The following is a 19,732-nucleotide window of genomic DNA, read 5'->3' as shown; positions in this document are numbered from 1 at the left end:
TAAAAGCTGCGACCACACTGCGCTGAAAATAAAAAAGTCCCTCCAAATAGATTGGAGGGACTTTCTTTTTATTTTAAAAATCGCTTATGCTAATTTCTCGAATTCTTTGAATTCAATATCACTAGCATTCAATTTCACTAAACCTTTCAAGTGATCAAATACTTTTAAAGCTTTAGCTTCTTCGAACAAACGATTACCTTGTTCTCTGTCTTGCAACAATTGAATTGCAAATTGGTTCAACTGCTCATCAGAAGGTTCTTCGTTGATGTTGTACATCTTAATTTGCGCGTAGATACGTTCTTTTGCTAAATTGATAACTTCATCATATTTAACTTCAAGACCATTTTCAGTAACAACGCGATTTTCGATGATTGTCCATTTCAAGTTATTCAAGAAATCAGCAAAACCTTCGTTCAATTCTTCTTCAGAAATGCTTGGGTTAGTTGCTTTCAACCATCTTTTCAAGAATTCTTCAGGGAAAGATACATCAACCTTCTCCATACCAAAAGTATACATATCATTACGTAATCTTTGATCTGAATTTTGTTTGAATAAATTCTCAACTTCTTCTTTCACTTTTTCTGTGAATTGAGCTTCTTCTGTTACTTCACCTTCCGCGAATAATTTATCGAAAAATTCTTGGTTAAGATCAGCTTCTTCTAAGCGGTTGATATTCTTAACAGTCAATTCAAATTTAGTGACGTCTAAAGCAGTTGCTTCTTCCTCAGTGATACCTAAGATACGTGCTAAATCTTCAGTTTTGAACGCTTTTTTAACATCAATCTTAACAACATCGTCTTTTTTAAGACCAACTAATGATTTTTTGATCTTAGCATCTTCTACGATATCTGTGCGGATAGAAGTTGTTTTTTCTAGACCTTCCTCTTTATCTTGTTTCAATGTTGCATACAATACATCACCTTCTTCAGATACTTCTGGATTAGTCATTTTTCCATAGCTACGACGCAAGTTCTTGATACGATCTGCCAATGTCTCTTCATCAGCTTTGATTTCGTACGAAGTAAATTCAGTCTCAGCAGTAAAAGGTAATTCAAAAGCAGGAGCAAGACCAATTTCATATTTGAAGTTGAAATTGTCTTTATAATCCCAGCTGTATTGTGCATCATCTTCCAAAGGAAGTGGTTGACCTAAAACTTCTAATTTATTTTCAGCAATATAATTGGTGATTTTCTCATTCACTAATTTATTGATCTCATCAAATAAAATAGATTTACCATAAGTACGTCTGATATGTCCCACTGGAACTTGACCTGGACGGAACCCTGGTAATTTTGCTTTTTTAGCTTGCGCTTTAATCTCTTTGTCGACTTGAGGATTATAATCTTCAGGTGCTAATGCGACGTTGACTACCGCATTGATTGCATCTACATTCTCGTGTGAAATATTCATACTCTTTTTAGCTATATCGCATTCATAAAAAAATCCTCCCGAGGTTTTAAGTTCGGGAGGACATCAAGTGCGGAAGAAGGGACTCGAACCCCCACGCCTTGCGGCGCCAGATCCTAAGTCTGGTGCGGCTACCAATTACGCCACTTCCGCATTAGGATTTCTTTTGATGCCACAAAGATAGAAACCAAACCTATATCCTGCAAGTATTTTCTACTCTTTTTTTTATTTTTTTTCAATATTCTCCCAACCCCTTGCATAATTCATTATTATTCATTTACTTTGAATATCAAAGTACTTTTATGGAACAGAAAGATTTATTTAGAGAACTTGGGCAGATCAGATCATTAATGGAAAAATCGTCCAAATTTGTTTCAATAAGCGGATTATCAGGTGTACTCATGGGCTGTTATGCTTTGGTCGGAACGCTATTGGGATACTATATTATACATCAACCCGAAAGTACCGCTCTACTATTGGGCAAAAATCTGAATGAGCCCCTACTGTTTTTAATGATTGCGCTGATCGTCCTGTTATCATCCCTAGTGACCGGCTGGCTAATGGCACGTAAAAAGGCGAGAAAAAATAAGCAGTCGATTTGGAACATTACAAGCAAATCTCTTTTATTTGCAGTTTCAATCCCTTTACTAACAGGTGGCATGATATCCTTGTTGTTTTTTGTCCAAGGCTACTACCAGCTGATTGCTGCTATGCTGCTGATCTTTTATGGACTGGCACTGACTGCGGGTAGTATCTATACCTTTGCCGAAGCAAAAGGCTTGGGTATACTGGAAATCTGTCTGGGTTTGATTGGTATATGTTTCCCGGACAACGGATTACTATTGTGGGGATTGGGATTTGGTGTGCTACACATCATCTATGGTTTTATCGTTTACAAAAAGTACGAATCGTGAAATTAGATCTTTCCTTATATGACAAAATATTTGAAAACAGAGTTCGCCTCCAAATTATGAGTGTTCTCGCTGCCAATGAAGAATATGATTTTAATTCATTGAAAGAATTGTTGGATGTAACCGATGGTAACCTTGCTTCCAACCTAAAAACATTGGAAAAAGAGGAATACATTATTGTCGAAAAAAGCTTTGTTGACCGGAAGCCGAACACCAGATACAAAAGAACGACAAAAGGACTTAAAGCCTTTGAAAACCATCTTATTGCACTTGAAAATTTAATAAAACAACAATACAAATAATTTTTTTATCTATTTACTTTGAAAACCAAAGTACTTTTAAAACATAATTAAATGAAAGGAATTAGACTGAAACTGATGCTGCACCTCTACAATTGGTCCTCCAAAGTGTATGCAAACATCTTTAAATGGAACAAAAAAGCCTGGGGAATCTCTAAAGCAGATTTCATGACCTACCCCATTGGAAGCATCGGCCATAATTTGGGGCTCTTTTATGAAAGTAAAGGTTTCGATGTCATGCCCAAACTGGAAAATCACGATGTCTTTCATATCCTGACTGAAACCGGAACAGAGATACAAGATGAAATTGCCATGCAATTCCTTTTGCTTGGTAATGGAAAGATAAGCCTGTATCTCATGGCAATGATTTTTATTGGCGGCACCTTATTTCCTGAATACTTCGGTTATTACAAAAAACATTTTCAAAAGGGGCGATCGCTCCAAAGTTTTCATCATTTAGAATTTAAAGAAATCCTTCACTGGCAATTAACGGAGCTTCAAATTGCCTTATACAGCAAAAACATTCAGCTAAACTTAAACCGCTAAAACCATGAACTACAACAATTTACCTCCGACAGAGCAATCCTCATTTTTTGAGAAAATCAGTAATTCTACTGTCCTAAAGCTATTTGTCATTTTCTTTCTTTCCCTCATACTACTTATTCCGCTAGCCTTAATCAGCGATTTGATTGAAGAGCGGAAAAACCGCGAACAGGAAGTATCCGATGGAATTACATTAAATTGGGGAAAGGATCAGGTTATTTCAAGCCCTGTTCTCGCCATCCCCTATCGCGAGACTATCCCACTGTCTACCGAAAAAGCCGAAAAATCTAACCTTAGAGAAGAGCTGAAATGGATATTTGTCTTACCCAAAACTTCCAATATCACAACAGATGTAACACCACAACATCTCTCTAGAGGTATTTATAATGCGGTAGTTTACAACAGCAACATAACATTAGAAGGTTCTTTTGACAAAATATCCCTAGAAAAACTCGAGATCCCTCATGAGCAAATTGACTGGAAAGGCAGCAAGCTTATTTTCGGTATCCAGGATTTTAAAGGCTTAGGCAAGCGCCCATCCTTGAATTGGGATGGAAACGAGTTAACTTTCGATCCAGACTTTAATAATCTCAAATTATTTACTCAAAATTTAGTCTGTCCGGTATCTTTGGATCCGCAGAAAACGGACAATCGTTTCAAGATAAAACTAAATCTAAAAGGATCCAAATCATTGAATTTCCTCCCTCTTAGTGATCAGACAAACATCCAGGCAAAGGGCAACTGGGCTAATCCAAGTTTCACTGGTGCATTTTTACCGAGCAAACGTAATACCGAAACATCAAATTTTTCGGCTTCATGGGAAATCCCTTCGTTCAATAGAAAGCTGCCACAACAATGGACTGGCGATGCACGTCCAATCTATCAGTTCGATAACAAGCTCGCAAATGGAAATGAGGACAATGAACAAAAGGCAGCACAAACCGCCACCAATACAGTTGCCTCTGCAAATAACCTATTGGATAATACGGACATGATTACAATTAACTTCTTACCAGATATCAATAACTATCAAAAAACAACACGAGTTGCCAAATATGGTATTTTAGTCATCATTCTGACCTTTACTTCGCTCCTATTCACCGAGGTGATCAAGAAAAAAAGGATCCATATCATCCAATATATCCTGATTGGAGCAGCGATGGTTCTTTTTTACACATTGTTACTCGCGCTATCCGAGCATATTGGATTTAATCTAGCTTACTTAACCGCTTCCGTGGCTACAGTTATGCTGATTGGCAGTTTCATTAAATCAATTACCAAAGATCAGAAATCGGCGCTGTTGCTGAGTTCAATTTTGGCTTTATTTTATCTCTTCATCTATATCCTTATGCAACTTCGGGATTATTCCCTTATCGCTGGAACAATTGGCATCTTTATCATTTTGGCGATTTTGATGCGCGTTTCAACAAAAATAAACTGGTATCAATTTGACAATAGCCATGTGGATCAATAGACAACATCTGCGACTTTACTGGGTCTTGATTCAAATATTACTTAAAAAATAAGGGATTTGCAATTCTCATAAGCCATTTCTAACTAAAAGAGATGGCTATTTTTTTACTTGACTTAGCATTTATGACCAAATTCTGTAACTTGCGAAGAAATTTTTCAGCGGCATAGATATGTTTAAACAGATGAAAAAACTTACAATACTTACATTAGCGATTATGGCGTGTAACCTCAGCAATGCGCAAGAAAGCAAAGGTGGAAAAAGCAATTTTAAATTAGTGTCGGAATCGCCACAACCGATCAACCCAAGTACACTCTGGGATCTTGGTCGTGTTTCGGCCGAAGGACTTTCTGCAGATGGCAAAACATTGGTATATGGTGTTTCCAATTATAATTTGGAAAGCAATTCAAGTGAAAAAAATCTATATACGATTTCACTGACCAATGGCACCAACCATCAGTTCACCGATCAAAAAGGCGGTGAAACAGTCGTTCAGATCGCACCAAATGGCGACGTAATTTATTTACTAAAAGGGCAGTTATGGAAGAAGAACCTATCTAAGGGTGAAGCACTTCAATTGACAAATGGTGATATCGCCTTAGAAAATGTCAAATTTTCTCCTGATGGAAAACAAATACTCTTCAGTCAGTCCGTTCTTGTAAAAAAATACCACAGCACAGATAAATATCCCGAATTGCCAAAGTCAGACGCTTATATCTATGACAACTTAGATTATAGGCACTGGGATACCTTCAATGATGGTAAGTTCAGTCATCCTTTTGTGGCGAGTTTTATTGATGGTAAAGTTGGTGAGCCGGTAGACCTATTGAAGGACCAAGCCTTTTATAGCCCTCAGGCACCATTTGGTGGCGCCGAAGATCTTGCCTGGTCTCCAGATAGCAAAGCAGTGCTGTATGTCTGTAAAAAGAAATTCGGAACAGACTATGCCGTCAGTACCAATACCGATATTTATCGCTATGATATCGCCAGCGGAACGACTTCCAACCTGACAGAAGGTATGAATGGGTATGACACAGCCCCAACCTATTCTCCCGATGGGAAAAGCCTAACTTGGCTCAGCATGAAAACCGATGGTTATGAATCGGACAAAAATGACATCATGCTATTTGACAAAAACAGCTCAATTCGTTTAAATCTAACAGCACATTGGGATGGTACGGTCAATAGTTTTATCTGGAGCAGTGACAATCGAAAAATCTATTTTACAGCTGCTACGAAAGGTACCGTTCAATTATTTGAACTTGAAGTACCGACCAATATCAAAGCTAAAAGTTTACCAAAAATACGTCAAATTTCGGAAGGTGATTTTGACATCACCGGGATTGTAGGTCAAGTAGCAGACAAATTAATCGTTAGCTCGACAAAGTTTACCCGTGCAACAGAAATCTTTAGCTTTGATCTAAAAACCAAATCTTTAACTCCGGTCACCAAAGTTAATGATGCAAAATACGCAAGCATCAGCGAAAACAAAATTGAGAAGCGTATTACAAAGGCATCCGATGGAGCAGATCTTTTTTCATGGGTAATCTATCCGCCAAACTTTGACCCTGCAAAAAAATATCCAACGATACTTTACTGTGAAGGCGGCCCTCAATCCGCACTGACGCAATTTTATTCGTTCCGTTGGAATTTACAATTGATTGCATCACAAGGTTATATTGTCATCGCTCCAAACCGTAGGGGTATGCCTGGCTGGGGGGTAAAATGGAATGAAGCTATTTCCCAAGACTGGGGTGGTCAGCCAATCCGGGATTACTTGGCCGCCATAGACGATATCTCCAAAGAGTCTTATGTAGATACAACACGCCGCGCGGCGATTGGAGCTAGTTATGGTGGATACTCTGTTTATCAACTAGCTGGAGTGCATCAAAACCGTTTCAAAACGTTCATTGCGCACAATGGTTTATTCGACATGAGAAGCTGGTATGGCACCACAGAAGAACTCTTTTTCGCCAACCACGAACTGGGCGGAGCGTACTGGGATAGCAAAAATGAGAAATCCTATACCGCATTCAACCCGATTGAAAAAGCAAATAATTGGCACACACCAATTTTGATTTTTCAGGGTGGAAGAGATTATCGCGTCCCAATCGGACAAGGACTGGCTGCATTCCAATTGGCTCAGCTCAAAAAAATTAAGAGCCGTCTGGTCTACCTACCGGATGAAAATCACTGGGTACTGTCCGGACAAAACGCACAGGTTTGGCAAAGAGAATTCTTTACCTGGCTTAAAGAAACCTTATAGAAAGTACGGTGAAATCGGATCGGAAGATCACCTACTTTCGCGACTAATAAAGTCGCTCGTAAAGTGCTGAATTTAGCAGAATAGAAACGCCACTCGATGAGTGGCGTTTCTATTTCACCTTATATGACCGTATCATGCTCCTATTAACCAACGATTAATATCAAGTTATAGTTTTACGGGGGTTTTACAGGGGGTTAACAGGGGTATAACAGGGGGTCAACAGGGGTATACCGCTATTAACCCGGTGTTAATACCCTGTAAAAAGGCAGTTAAAACGGTGCTAATTTAGAACATCGTATAAGCTCGGTTACAGGAAAGTACTGTTCGGTAAAACATAAACCAAGGGAGCAAATTTAGGGTATAGGACCGTCGACAAATTCCAACGTCCAAAGGCAATCCTATGAAAAGAAAAAAGCCTGCTATATGCAGGCCTTTTATGTATATTATCCGATTTGATTGCTGAAATCTACTTTTCACCTTTTTTTCCAAAGATGGAAAGTTTGATATATTTCCCAGGTTTCTCTTTAACGTCCTTCATCAAATTATCCATTTCCTTTGAAGCATTATTAAGATTATTGTATAAAGCTTCGTCATTGAGCAATAAACCGATAGATCCCTTACCACTATTAATTTTTCCAGTGATCTCCTGAAAATCATTGACTGCAGCATTTACTTTGTTCATGGTGTGTTCAAAATCCAATCGGGCGGCCTTATCGGTAATATTATTCAGATTAGACATAATCGCATTGATTTTCTCACCATTTTGTGAAAAATTGGAAGTGATAGATTCCAGATTAGCCATGATTCTATTCAGTCTTCCCTTTTCATCCCCCACTAGACCTTCGACATCTTTGGTGATGCCTTCCACATTTTTTAAAGAAGTGGAAATACTATGAATGCTTCTTTTAAAGTCGTCCTGAAACTGTTTGTCTAAGACAGTATTGACGACCGATAGCGTTGAATCCAGTTTAATGGTAATTGTTTCGATCCGTTTTTGAATGGGTTCAACCTTATCCATTATATTCGGTTGAACACCTGAAGTTAAAAAATCGCCATCCTTTGCCAATTCCTTACTGTTGCCCATTTCGAAAACAATAGCCTTACTTCCCAACAAATCTGTGCTTGAAATTCTCGCTACTGTATTTTTTGGTATATCGTAATGAGAATGGATCTTAAACTCCGTTTTGATCTTCCCATCTGCCTGTAAAATCATTTTTGAAACACGCCCAATCTGATAGCCATTGACCAGGACAGGCTTGGAGGGAGTTAGGCCATCTACAGTCGTATAGGTCGTGTAAAAAGTATTATCGCTGCTAAAAACATCATTTCCTTTTAGAAAGCTATATCCAATAAATAATAAAACTATTGCAACTGTTGCTAATATGCCGACTTTTGTCTCGTTTGAAATTTTCACAAATAACCTATTTAGTAATGATCATTAATTTAAGTTTAAAACAGCATAAAAGCAAATCTGTTTAGCGTTCTACAGAATTTTTATAAATTTTCAGAGCCGAAACCAAATTATCAACAACCTCCTGTTGCCCTTCATCAGACAGGAGATAGCTCTCTTCTTCTCTATTACTAATAAAGCCAATTTCCGTCAATACAGCTGGCATACCTGCTTCTGCTAGCACAGCTAACCCTTTCTCCCAAAATCCTCTACTATATCGGCCCGCTTTCACATACTCACCTTCGATCATCTGTGCCAGGCGAATACTTTTTTCACGGAATCGGTTTTTCATCAAGGAAAAGATGATCGCACTTTCAGGGTCTTTTGGATCAAATCCCTGATAATTTTCTTTATAGTTTGATTCCAGTAACAAGGAAGCATTTTCGCGAACGGCAGCATCTTGCTGTCCCAAACGATGCGAACCAGAGACCAAAGTTTCGGTACCATGTGCACTAGCACCACTGGAATTGCAGTGTATTGAAATAAATAAATCGGCTTTATTGGCATTCGCCAAACGAATACGTTTGTAAAGCTCAACAAATTCGTCGGTCGTTCTTGTGTAGATGATCTTGATACCTGGAATATCCTTCTGAATCTGCTTTCCTAATTTCAAAGCAACTTCAAGGGCTACATTTTTCTCCAACGATCGCCGTCCGGCCGCCCCTGTATCTTTTCCACCATGGCCAGCATCAATTACAATCGTTCTTATTTGGTAGTCCGGAGGCTCTACCTGCCCATTGTTTAATTTGAAAGAATTCAATAAAAAAAATCCCAAAGTAGCAAACACAACGCTACACCATTTTCTAATTCTTAAATCTGATTTCATTGAATAATTATTTGCTCTACTATAAACGAATCAAAATGAGTCTATATTATTTCTTTAATAGATAACGATATTTAACATATTTTCTATTGCTTTTTTGACTAATTTTGTCTCTCGAAGTTTAACATTATTTCACAAAAATAACATTTGTCTTTAATTTTGAAGTCGTTAATCAACATTTTAACACTATTTATCATTCTTGCAATGGGCAATTCTAGCTTTGCTCAAAGTAATATTCCTTTAAAACAGAACGGACTTCAAGATAAAGATCCTATTTCGGCGACCAATAAATCGCAAGACACGAGTAAATCCAAAACTGCAGATACGACCAAATCTGTAAGCGATACGACCAAGAAAAAAGGAAGTGGTTTGCAGGCTGAAGTGAGTATTATTGCGGTTGACTCGCAGAAATCTGAAGTTGCCAAGAATATAAGTCACCTTTATCGCGGAGCAAAGGTAAAATATCAAGATTTTGAACTTTCTGCCGATTATATCCGTCTTGACCGAAACAAGAAAAAGATTTTTGCTTCTGGGATCTATGACAAAAGTGGTAAATATGTAGGGCGTCCTATCGTCATCATGGGAAATGGTGAATCACCGAAAACGGTAGACTCACTCTATTACGATTACGAAAAACAAGAGGGAAACACCTACGGTATTATGACCGAAGTTGATGGTGGATTTATCCAGGCCAATATTGTGCGAAAGAATATCTACGACGAAATGTCGATATACAAGGGATTATATAGTACCTGTAATCTACCCTATCCGCATACCCATTTTGGCATTCATATCACCAAAGGAATTGTCACTAAAAATCAGATTATTTCCGGTCCGGCTTATCTTGTGGTAATGGGTGTCCCCATGCCGGTGGCATTTCCATTTGCGTTTTTCCCAAAACCAGATAAAAGAGCATCTGGATTTCTCTTCCCATCTTTTGGGGAAGATTATACCAGAGGATTCTCGATGCGGGATATCGGTTGGTATTTGGCCTTCAACGATTATTGGGACAGTGAGATTAGAGGTTCCTTGTATTCTAAAGGTTCATGGGAAGCGTCCATCAATACGCGCTATACCGTCAACTATAAATTTAACGGTGGTTTTAATATCCGTTATGCCAATACCAAAACGGGTATTGAAGGAACATCTAATTATGGCTCCAATAAGGATTTTAATGTCACTTGGAACCATACCCAACGCCAGGAAGCCAATCCAGGAACATCTTTCTCTGCAAGTGTTAACTTTGGTACAAGTTCTTTCTTTCAAAATACCGGAACGGGAAGTACACAAAACACCTATGAAAACCTTGCACGTAACCGGATGGGCTCGTCCATCAGTTATGGAAAAGTATTTGCCGATGGCAAGGTAAACCTCACGGCCAGCTTAACGCATAATCAGGATATGGCTACGCGCAGTATACAGATGAGTTTACCAAATATCAGCTTAAACGTATCCTCTTTCAATCCATTTGACAGTAAAGACCGTGTCGGTGAACAAAAATGGTATCAACGCATCAATGTCGGTTATAGTTTCCAAGCACAAAACTCGGTAAGCACCATTGATACATTGTTATTTAAACCAGGGGGGTTCAAGAAATTCCAAAATGGTTTCCAACATAATATTCCAATCAGTTTATCACTCAATGCTTTTAAATATTTTCAGTTCAACACCAGTGTAAACTATACCGAGCGTTGGTATTTACAAAGTACACGACAAAGCATCGACAATACTGCCGCAGGTTATAAACAACGTATCGATACCGTTCAGGGATTCAATCGTGCATACGATTACTCTGTTTCGACCGGACTTTCGACCAAGGTTTATGGTAATTATTTCCCTAAAATAGGTAACCTTAAGCAGATCAGACACGTCGTTACACCGTCGATCAACCTGAACTATAGACCCGATTTTTCGGATCCAAGATATGGTTTCTATCAGCATTATAACGATCAATATGGGAACAGAAATGTATACTCAATCTTTAGTCAGGGTGTCTACGGATCTCCTTCTGCAGGAAAATCTGCAGGGATAGGCTTTTCCATTGACAATAACATCGAAGCAAAAGTCAAAAGTAAATCCGATACCACGGATGGAGGCATGAAGAAAATCCCTATTCTTCAAGGTTTGACGTTCAGCGGAAATTACAACTTTGTTGCCGACTCGCTAAAGTTGTCCCCAATTACTTTCTCTGGCCGTACAGCTTTTTTCGACCAAAAGATGAATGTAAACTTCAACGGTACATTTGATCCCTATTCGGTCAATGAAAATGGTGTCCGCGTCAATCGCTATGCCATTAAAGACGGTAGCCTTGCTCGCCTGACAAACTTTGGTCTTTCCTTTGACTATAGTCTGAATCCTAAGGCTGCAAAATCCCGTAATAACAATATCGATTCTTTAAGAAAAGAAATGTCTGGAGCAGGTATGACTCCTGAGCAAGCACAGGCCTTGGCTCGAATTAGCTCAGATCCAAACGCATTTGTGGACTTTAATATCCCATGGAACCTTGCGGCATCGTTCAGTTTCAATATGGCAAAATCGTTCAACTCCAGTACGCGGAGAATGGAAAGTCAAATCACAAGTACCTTAAATTTACATGGTGATTTCAGTGTTACACCCAAATGGAAGGTAACCTTTCAATCGGGATACGATTTCAAACAGAAGGAAGTGGTCATGACCTCTTTCAATATCTATCGGGATCTACATTGTTGGGATATGTCATTTGGCTGGATGCCTTTTGGGCGGTTCCGAAGCTATAACGTCACCATTCGTGCAAAGGCATCGATCTTACAAGATCTTAAGCTCACAAAAAGAGCCAGTTCAGGAGGCAGTTATTTTTAAAATAACTGCTTTTTTTTTGAAATGCTATACCTGTATTGGTCAGCAGAACCATCAGCTTCTTTTCAAAAAACTTCTTCCATCAAATACATTTTTAACATTTCGTTGAGTCGCAATTTTATGTAAGTTTATATCCTGAATCTTCTGGTATTGAATTTTCATTTTTTAGGCGCTAGCGCATGGACATTTTAACACCAAAAGATTGAGAAAATCCAACACTATCCCCACAGATGCATTTTTCAAAGTAGGGAGGTGATCGCATAATTATTTTAAAGATGAAAGCAGAGATTATTACCATAGGCGATGAGATCCTCATCGGTCAGATCATTGATACCAATTCAGGCTGGATTGCCAAGCAACTGCTCCAATTCGAAGTCGATATCGTTCAAATGACATCGATCCCTGATACCGAAGAGGCTATTTCAACGACATTGAAAGAGGCCTCAGCTCGAGCAGATCTTATTTTAATCACCGGAGGTCTGGGCCCGACGAAAGATGATGTGACAAAAAAAACTGCCGCAGCGTATTTTGGAACCACCTTGATACGGGATGAGCATGTACTTCGGCACGTGACCAACATATTTGAATCGCGCAATCTAAAAATGCTCGACATCAATCTGCAGCAGGCCGATGTTTTGGCAAATTGTGAAGTCCTATTTAACGACTATGGCACTGCACCCGGCATGCTGGTACACCAGAACCAAAAGAAGTTTATTTTTATGCCTGGAGTGCCATTTGAGATGAAATTTCTGATGGAAAAACATGTGCTGCCTTTATTAGCCAAACAGGATCCTGACTTATTTATCTGTCATGAGACAATTTTGGTCGGCGGAATCGGAGAATCCTATTTGGCAGAAGAAATAAAGGATATCGAATCAGAACTTCCTTCAAGCATAAAATTGGCCTATCTACCAACCTTGGCCTTTATCCGATTGAGACTCTCTGGTAAAAGCAGGAATAAATCTGACATTATGCTCCAGGTTGCCCTTTTTAAAACAAAGCTACTCCATCGTTTACAACAATATGTCATTGCAGATTATGATACCAGCATCGAACCTTATTTAATTAAAGAGCTTAGCCGCCGAGGTGCTACATTGACTACCGCAGAAAGCTGTACAGGTGGTAGCCTTGCCGCTTCAATAACCGCAGTAGCAGGAAGCAGCGTTATATTCCTTGGTGGTACTATCCCCTACTCCAACGCTTTAAAACAACAATTGTTGAACGTCAAAGAAGCAACACTGATCCAATATGGCGCAGTAAGTGAGCAGACTGCTATCGAAATGGCTTCCGGTTCAAAAAAGGCATTTTCGTCGGATTATGCTATTGCGACAACTGGGATAGCGGGGCCAGGTGGTGGAACAGTTGAGAAACCAGTTGGCACGATCTGGGTAGCTGTTGCGGGAAAAAAAGAAGTTTTAACCAAGAAGTTTCAGTTTAATAACGAAAGACTGATCAACATCGAACGTACCCGTATGAATGCTTTATTACTTTTGTGGAAGTTGCTGGTAAAAGAAAAAGAACAAGACACACAATAAAGTAAAATAATATTTCAAAGAATACCTTATTTAAGGAATAATATTTTAAATTGTTGAAAGTAAACCACAATTTATTTAACTTCGTTTTTCTATAACGAGATTGCTAAAAAATATGGCTTTATATAAACTCTTGCTCCCAAAAATGGGAGAAAGTGTATCCGAGGCAACAATCACAAAATGGTTAAAACAACCTGGTGACCTGATTGATGAAGATGACACTTTATTGGAAATCGCAACGGACAAAGTTGATTCAGAGGTACCTTCCCCTGTAAAAGGTGTTTTAAAAGAGCATTGCTATACCGTAGACCAGACTGTCCAAGTTGGTGAAGTCGTTGCAATTATAGAAATTGAGGGCGAAAATGAAGAACCTGCGATTCAAGCACAAGAAAATACAGCTCCTTCAGCGACAGCTCCCGAAGAGATCATAGAGTTGAATATCCCTGGTGTAGACCAGCTGCCAAATGTAGCGGCTGAAACTTCGTCTTCTCCCTACGAGAATACCCTTCGTTTCTATTCACCTTTAGTAAAGAATATCGCACGTCACGAAGGATTGTCCCAAGATGAACTTGACCGTATCCAGGGTACTGGAGCAGAGGGAAGAGTGACAAAGGAAGATATTTTAACGTATGTAACACATCGAGATTCATCGGCAAAAACACCAAAGTCTATTCCGGCAGAGCACACGAACACGGCTACAGAATCTCCGAAAATAATCTCCACTGCTCCATCGCATGTTCACACTGTTGCCAATGGCAGTGATGAAATCATTGAAATGGACCGCATGCGAAGGTTGATTGCAGACCATATGGTCAAAAGTGTACAAACCTCTCCCCATGTATGTTCTTTTGTTGAGGCAGATGTAACCAATTTAGTTTTGTGGCGCAATAAAGTTAAAGATGCCTATAAAAAACGCGAGGGAGAAAACATTACGTTCACCCCTTTGTTTATCGAGGCGATTAGCAAGGCGCTCAAAGATTTTCCATTGGTCAATATCTCGATCGACGGTTACAATATCATCAAGAAGAAAAACATCAATATTGGTATGGCGGCAGCATTGCCTAATGGCAATCTCATCGTTCCTGTTATCAAAAATGCAGATCAATTAAGCTTAGTAGGTTTGAGTAAAAGTGTCAACGACCTCGCACAACGGTCACGGGCAAATAAATTAAAACCTGACGACACACAAGATGGCACATTTACATTCACCAATATCGGCGCTTTTGGCAATATTATGGGAACTCCTATCATTAACCAACCGCAAGCTGCAATCTTGGCTGTAGGTACAATTACGAAAAAACCAGCAGTCATAGAAACAGAGTATGGTGATATGATTGGTATTAGACATATGATGTATCTTTCACTTTCTTACGACCACCGTGCAATCGATGGTGCCCTCGGAGGTACCTTCTTAAAACGTGTGGCGGACTACCTGGAAAATTGGGATAGCAATAGAGTAATCTAGCCATCAAAATTGATAAATAAAAAAAGGCTCTTAATAGACATGCCCCAAAAAGTTAGACACTTATTTGGGGCATTTTTATTATTTAAAATATATTTTTTGTTACTTAAACATACTTTGTTCGAATTGTATTTTCTTCTTCTTGATCACCAATTGAAACCGCAGATAAAGTAAAAGCGAAGAGGTTAACAAGCCTAATGTCAGCCCATACCAAATCCCCTTAATACCCCAGTTAAATACCACTCCCATGAGGTAGCCACTTGGTAGCCCTATAATCCAATAAGCAATAAATGTGATTAGGGTTGGAATATTCACATCCCCCATACCACGTAACACCCCCAGACCGACAACTTGCGTACCATCAAACAATTGGAAAAGTCCCGCAATAATCAACAGCTGGGAAGCAATAATCACCACAGCATGATCTGAGGTAAAGATATAAGGTAAATAATTATTCAACAACGCGAACAAAGACGCTGTAATCACCATAAAGATCAACACCAATTGATACGAAGTGATGGCAAATCGTTCGAGGCGAAAAAGGTTTCTATTACCATAACTATTCCCCACCTTGATTGTTGCAGCAGCAGCGATACCACTCGCCATCATATACGTCATCGCGGCCAGCTGGATGGCTACTTGATGAGAAGCTTGCGCTGTAGCACTTATCGTACCGGCTAATAGGGAAGCCCCTGCAAAAGCCCCAATTTCAAATACATATTGCATAGCCACGGGTGCTCCGATGCGCACGATCTTAAGCAATCGTTGCCGATCTACCAATGTCACCTTAAAATATTGAATATATCCTTTAAATTTCTGCGATCGCAATACATAGGTCATCATCACAGACATCATTAACACACGGTCGATCAATGTACTGTATCCGACTCCCTTCACCCCCATAGGGCTAATGCCAAACATCCCTTTGACAAAGATGATCGCCAAAATAATGTTCAGTACATTTCCCCAAATAGTTACATTCATGGCTTGCTTTGTAAAGCCAAGGCCTTCGGCAAATTGTTTAAATGTGCTAAATACCATCAACGGAAGCATCGATAAACTCAGAATAAGTAAATAAGGCTTTGCCTCCTTCACCACAGCCGGATCTTGGTTGAGGTGATCGATAGCCAACATCGAACCAAAGTAAACTAAAGCGAACAACAAGAGTCCTGCGAGAATATTTAACCAAAAGCTATTGGACAACAATATGGCACATTCTTTTTTATTATCACGGCCATTCTCCTGTGCAATCAACGGCGTGATGCCATAAGCAATTCCCAACCCGATGACCATAACAACCATAAAAACAGCATGTACCAACGAAACTGCGGCCAATGGAATGGTTCCTGCAAAATGTCCAACAATCACACTATCTGCGGTATGCACCAGTGTATGTCCCAATTGTGAGATCACCACTGGCCCCGCCAATACCATCGTACTTTTGTAATACGGTTTAAATGTTTTAAATTTTCCCAACATAATCGATTTCCCTAAAAAAATAGCCACAAAAATACGAAGATATTGCTACCCTATCGTCATATTAAAAAATATTTAGCAAAAATATAACAATTTACACCCATCAAATAACCGCACTTTGTTAAGTAATTTTTATGTTTCAAATACCTTAAAATTATCTTAAATTTACTTTTGGGTCTAAGAACTATAGAAATATAAATGTACCTTAGCATCTAGTTAGTAATCAAAAGAAGAGGAAAAAGAGTATGTACAATCCAGTAATAGCATTTCTAAACATCGGAACACAAGAGATGATCTTAATTGTGTTTGCAATCTTGTTACTTTTTGGAGGCAAAAAACTTCCTGAATTGGCGAGAGGTTTAGGAAGAGGAATACGTGAGTTCAAAGATGCATCAGAAGGTATCAAACGTGAAATTTCAGATCAAATCAATAATTTCGAGAAAGACATAGACGTTAAAACAGAAGTAAAAGAAGAAGCTGTTCCTAATGATGTGCGTTTAGCTGAGGAGAAGGCTCAAGTAGCACACGAAGAAGAGGCTAAGCCACAGGAAACCGTAGAAGGTTCAGAAACAGAGCAGCCTAAGAAAAAATATGAATTCACAACACCTGCCGGTGTCGTCGAACATAATCCGCATAAACAACCCGATTACGGCGAAGAGCCATCCCACATCACGTACGGGTATAACGATCATTTTGCAGAAACTAAAAACAACGAGGTAGAAGATAAAAAAGTTCCTGAGCAGGACAATACCAATAAACCTGCTTAATTTTACTACTTTAGTTTATAATTAGATATACTTAGAGCTGTTGAATGGTGATTCAACAGCTCTACTTTTTAAGATTAAACCGACAATGAGCTTATCAACACACGAAATTACTATTGCTAACGAGCTTTCTATTAGCGAAAAACAGGTTCGCACGACTATAGCACTATTAGACGAAGGCGCTACCGTTCCGTTTATCTCACGCTACCGTAAGGAAATGACTGGTAGTTTGGACGAAGTTCAAATCACCAATATCAGAGATCGTTTCCAGCAGCTGCGCGATTTAGATAAACGTAAAGAAGCTGTTCTTAAATCTATCAACGATCAGGGGAAATTGACAGCGGAGCTTGAGCAGCAGCTTTTGAATGCCGAAACCATGGCCAGTCTTGAAGATATCTATTTGCCTTACAAACCTAAGCGTAAAACCCGCGCCAGTGTGGCACGTGAAAAAGGTCTGCAACCTTTAGCGGATCTTATTTTGGCGCAAGAAACGGGCGATTTCCTCGCCCTTGCGGACAGTTTAATAGATGAAGAAAAAGGCGTAAAAAATACAGAGGAGGCACTAGCAGGTGCCCGCGATATCATTGCAGAGGTCATTGCCGAAGATGCGACAGTGAGAGCCAAGTCGAGAGCGATATTCCTCGAAAAAAGTGCATTTGTTTCAAAGGTAGTTCCTGGAAAAGAAGACGCCGCCCTAAAATATAAAGATTATTACGAATGGTCTGAATCTTTGAAAGATGCACCTTCCCATCGTGTGCTTGCGATGCGCCGTGGGGAAAAAGAAGAGCTGCTCTACTTAGATATAGCGATCAATGAAGAAGAAATTCTACCCCGTATCGAATCCATCTATGTTAAGGGTGCCAACGATGCCGCAGCTCAGGTAAAACTCGCCTTGGTCGATAGCTATAAGCGTCTGTTAAAACCTTCCATGGAGACTGAAATTCGTGTATTAACACGCCAAAAAGCCGATGAAGAAGCCATCAAAGTTTTTGCCGACAATGTTCGTCAATTACTTCTAGCCGCTCCACTAGGGCAGAAAAGGCTGCTTGCAATCGACCCAGGATTTCGTACAGGCTGTAAAACGGTTGTTCTGGATGAGCAGGGACAGCTCAAAGAAAATACGGCTATCTTTCCACATACGGGTGCCAATGGACTGGCAGAAGCAAAAAAAACAATTCAGTATTTAGTCTCGAAATACGATATCCAAGCCATCGCAATCGGCAATGGAACAGCGGGTCGAGAAACGGAGGAATTTGTACGGAAACTCGGATTAAATAACGTTACCATCGTTATGGTCAATGAAAGTGGAGCCTCTATTTATTCGGCTTCCGAAACTGCTCGTGAAGAATTTCCAGATCAAGATGTTACGGTACGTGGTGCAGTATCTATTGGTAGACGATTGATGGATCCCTTGGCTGAGCTGGTTAAGATCGATCCAAAATCGATCGGTGTCGGACAATATCAACATGACGTTGATCAAAATAAACTCCAAACTTCTCTGGACGACACCGTTATCAGCTGTGTAAATGCGGTCGGTGTTGAACTGAATACTGCCTCCAAACAAATCTTATCCTATGTTTCGGGTCTAGGTCCATCTTTGGCCCAACAGATCATCAAATACAGAAATGAGAATGGTCCATTTGCATCGAGACGTGAACTGAAAAAAGTTCCTCGCCTTGGTGATAAAGCATTTGAACAAGCCGCAGGATTCCTTCGCATTCGCCATGCGGTAAATCCATTGGATTCCTCTGCAGTACACCCCGAACGTTATGCATTGGTGGAACAAATGGCCAAAGACTTGGGAAAAAAAGTGGAGGACCTATTGACAGATGCTGACCTCAGGAAATCTATTCCCCTAAAAAATTACATTTCGGAGGAAGTAGGACTACCGACATTAAACGATATTCTAAATGAATTAGCAAAACCCGGATTAGATCCAAGGGAAAAATTCGAAGCATTTTCATTCACGGATGGGGTCAACAGCATTGGCGACTTACGGGTTGGCATGAAACTGCCGGGAATCGTGACCAATATTACGAATTTCGGTGCCTTTGTTGATATTGGCGTACATCAAGATGGCCTGGTACACCTAAGCCAATTATCTAATCGCTATATATCAGATCCCCATGAAGTCGTCAAAGTACAGCAACACGTCATGGTAACGGTAACAGAAGTAGACGAAAAACGTAGTCGCATTGCATTGTCAATGAAAACAGATGAGAAGCCTGCGCTACCCAAAAACAAAAAAAATGATTTTAAAAAGCAGGCCGAACCACAAACGGATATGGCCAGCAAGCTAGCTGCATTGGCAAGTAAATTTAAATAGATACATTTAACTCCGAATCAAAAAAGCTGACCGTTCGCTGAACTGCCAAGAAAAGTGTCTAACTTTTTGGAGGCAAGGCATCGCCTGGTCAGCTTTTTTTGATTCGATTAAATCCAATGTTCGTCATTCGTGTCGCTGTTTTATTTTGTATCTTTAGGGGAAACAAG

The 19,732-nt window shown here is 39.6% G+C and carries 14 protein-coding genes and 1 tRNA gene; 10 read left to right on the top strand and 5 right to left on the bottom strand.

Features of this window, described 5'->3' with window-relative positions:
* Nucleotides 1-84: 84 nt before the first annotated feature.
* Together CBM24_RS05145 and CBM24_RS05140 are read right to left on the bottom strand one after the other, a co-directional pair.
* Nucleotides 85-1,410 (bottom strand): trigger factor, encoded by a 1,326-nt coding sequence (locus CBM24_RS05145; protein WP_088160406.1) that lies wholly within the window; start codon nt 1,408-1,410, stop codon nt 85-87.
* A gap of 68 nt (nt 1,411-1,478) precedes the next feature.
* Nucleotides 1,479-1,560: transfer RNA gene (locus CBM24_RS05140), tRNA-Leu, on the bottom strand.
* Between the two features lie 149 nt (nt 1,561-1,709).
* On the opposite strand from CBM24_RS05140, the gene CBM24_RS05135 reads away from it, so the two are divergent.
* The 5 genes from CBM24_RS05135 (at nt 1,710) to CBM24_RS05115 (ending at nt 6,897) form a co-directional block, all read left to right on the top strand.
* Nucleotides 1,710-2,321, top strand: a complete 612-nt coding sequence (locus tag CBM24_RS05135) for a hypothetical protein (protein ID WP_088160405.1) — start codon at nt 1,710-1,712, stop codon at nt 2,319-2,321.
* Nucleotides 2,318-2,620 (top strand): winged helix-turn-helix domain-containing protein, encoded by a 303-nt coding sequence (locus tag CBM24_RS05130; protein WP_075991269.1) that lies wholly within the window; start codon nt 2,318-2,320, stop codon nt 2,618-2,620. Before CBM24_RS05135 ends, CBM24_RS05130 begins: the two co-directional genes overlap by 4 nt.
* Before the next feature lie 51 nt (nt 2,621-2,671).
* On the top strand, nt 2,672-3,163 hold the full coding sequence (locus CBM24_RS05125) for a hypothetical protein (protein WP_088160404.1): 492 nt from the start codon (nt 2,672-2,674) through the stop codon (nt 3,161-3,163).
* A gap of 4 nt (nt 3,164-3,167) precedes the next feature.
* A complete protein-coding gene (creD, locus tag CBM24_RS05120; protein ID WP_088160403.1) occupies nt 3,168-4,634 on the top strand; it encodes a cell envelope integrity protein CreD in 1,467 nt (488 codons plus the stop codon).
* Nucleotides 4,635-4,815: 181 nt separating this feature from the next.
* Complete coding sequence (locus tag CBM24_RS05115) at nt 4,816-6,897, top strand: S9 family peptidase (RefSeq protein ID WP_088163459.1); 2,082 nt, start codon at nt 4,816-4,818, stop codon at nt 6,895-6,897.
* Between the two features lie 466 nt (nt 6,898-7,363).
* Here CBM24_RS05115 and CBM24_RS05110 read toward each other — a convergent pair whose 3' ends face one another.
* Nucleotides 7,364-8,311 (bottom strand): MlaD family protein, encoded by a 948-nt coding sequence (locus tag CBM24_RS05110; protein WP_088160402.1) that lies wholly within the window; start codon nt 8,309-8,311, stop codon nt 7,364-7,366.
* 61 nt (nt 8,312-8,372) lie between these two features.
* Nucleotides 8,373-9,173 carry an N-acetylmuramoyl-L-alanine amidase gene (locus tag CBM24_RS05105; protein ID WP_075991265.1) on the bottom strand — a complete coding sequence of 267 codons (801 nt, stop codon included), beginning with the start codon at nt 9,171-9,173 and terminating at the stop codon, nt 8,373-8,375.
* A gap of 201 nt (nt 9,174-9,374) precedes the next feature.
* Between CBM24_RS05105 and CBM24_RS05100 the strand changes: the two genes are divergently transcribed.
* From CBM24_RS05100 to CBM24_RS05090, 3 genes are all read left to right on the top strand, one after another.
* The gene (locus CBM24_RS05100) at nt 9,375-12,008 is read left to right on the top strand and encodes a putative LPS assembly protein LptD (RefSeq protein ID WP_232475686.1); all 2,634 of its coding nucleotides are present in this window, start codon (nt 9,375-9,377) and stop codon (nt 12,006-12,008) included.
* 272 nt (nt 12,009-12,280) lie between these two features.
* On the top strand, nt 12,281-13,540 hold the full coding sequence (locus CBM24_RS05095) for a competence/damage-inducible protein A (RefSeq protein WP_088160401.1): 1,260 nt from the start codon (nt 12,281-12,283) through the stop codon (nt 13,538-13,540).
* Between the two features lie 112 nt (nt 13,541-13,652).
* Nucleotides 13,653-15,002 (top strand): dihydrolipoamide acetyltransferase family protein, encoded by a 1,350-nt coding sequence (locus CBM24_RS05090; RefSeq protein WP_088160400.1) that lies wholly within the window; start codon nt 13,653-13,655, stop codon nt 15,000-15,002.
* A gap of 99 nt (nt 15,003-15,101) precedes the next feature.
* On the opposite strand, the gene CBM24_RS05085 is transcribed toward CBM24_RS05090, so the two are convergent.
* Entirely contained in the window at nt 15,102-16,478 is a 1,377-nt protein-coding gene (locus CBM24_RS05085; protein WP_088160399.1) for an MATE family efflux transporter, read from the bottom strand.
* A 242-nt stretch (nt 16,479-16,720) separates the two neighbouring features.
* Between CBM24_RS05085 and CBM24_RS27980 the strand changes: the two genes are divergently transcribed.
* Both CBM24_RS27980 and CBM24_RS05075 read left to right on the top strand, forming a co-directional pair.
* The gene (locus CBM24_RS27980) at nt 16,721-17,242 is read left to right on the top strand and encodes a twin-arginine translocase TatA/TatE family subunit (protein ID WP_088160398.1); all 522 of its coding nucleotides are present in this window, start codon (nt 16,721-16,723) and stop codon (nt 17,240-17,242) included.
* A gap of 85 nt (nt 17,243-17,327) precedes the next feature.
* Nucleotides 17,328-19,565: a Tex family protein gene (locus tag CBM24_RS05075; RefSeq protein WP_088160397.1), complete on the top strand. Its 2,238-nt coding sequence runs from the start codon at nt 17,328-17,330 to the stop codon at nt 19,563-19,565.
* Nucleotides 19,566-19,732: the final 167 nt, after the last annotated feature.

Source organism: Sphingobacterium sp. G1-14 (assembly GCF_002196555.1).
Lineage (GTDB): Bacteria > Bacteroidota > Bacteroidia > Sphingobacteriales > Sphingobacteriaceae > Sphingobacterium > Sphingobacterium siyangense.
Note: the sequence above shows the minus strand (reverse complement) of the source record. Positions and strands in the feature narration are given on the sequence as shown.

Excerpts from the sequence above, each read along its gene's own strand:
- CBM24_RS05145 (WP_088160406.1), bottom strand. The coding sequence starts at position 1,410 with ATGAATATTTCACACGAGAATGTAGATGCAATCAATGCGGTAGTCAAC.
- CBM24_RS05135 (WP_088160405.1), top strand. The coding sequence starts at position 1,710 with ATGGAACAGAAAGATTTATTTAGAGAACTTGGGCAGATCAGATCATTA.
- CBM24_RS05125 (WP_088160404.1), top strand. The coding sequence starts at position 2,672 with ATGAAAGGAATTAGACTGAAACTGATGCTGCACCTCTACAATTGGTCC.
- creD (WP_088160403.1), top strand. The coding sequence starts at position 3,168 with ATGAACTACAACAATTTACCTCCGACAGAGCAATCCTCATTTTTTGAG.
- CBM24_RS05115 (WP_088163459.1), top strand. The coding sequence starts at position 4,816 with ATGAAAAAACTTACAATACTTACATTAGCGATTATGGCGTGTAACCTC.
- CBM24_RS05105 (WP_075991265.1), bottom strand. The coding sequence starts at position 9,173 with ATGAAATCAGATTTAAGAATTAGAAAATGGTGTAGCGTTGTGTTTGCT.
- CBM24_RS05100 (WP_232475686.1), top strand. The coding sequence starts at position 9,375 with ATGGGCAATTCTAGCTTTGCTCAAAGTAATATTCCTTTAAAACAGAAC.
- CBM24_RS05095 (WP_088160401.1), top strand. The coding sequence starts at position 12,281 with ATGAAAGCAGAGATTATTACCATAGGCGATGAGATCCTCATCGGTCAG.
- CBM24_RS05090 (WP_088160400.1), top strand. The coding sequence starts at position 13,653 with ATGGCTTTATATAAACTCTTGCTCCCAAAAATGGGAGAAAGTGTATCC.
- CBM24_RS05085 (WP_088160399.1), bottom strand. The coding sequence starts at position 16,478 with ATGTTGGGAAAATTTAAAACATTTAAACCGTATTACAAAAGTACGATG.
- CBM24_RS27980 (WP_088160398.1), top strand. The coding sequence starts at position 16,721 with ATGTACAATCCAGTAATAGCATTTCTAAACATCGGAACACAAGAGATG.
- CBM24_RS05075 (WP_088160397.1), top strand. The coding sequence starts at position 17,328 with ATGAGCTTATCAACACACGAAATTACTATTGCTAACGAGCTTTCTATT.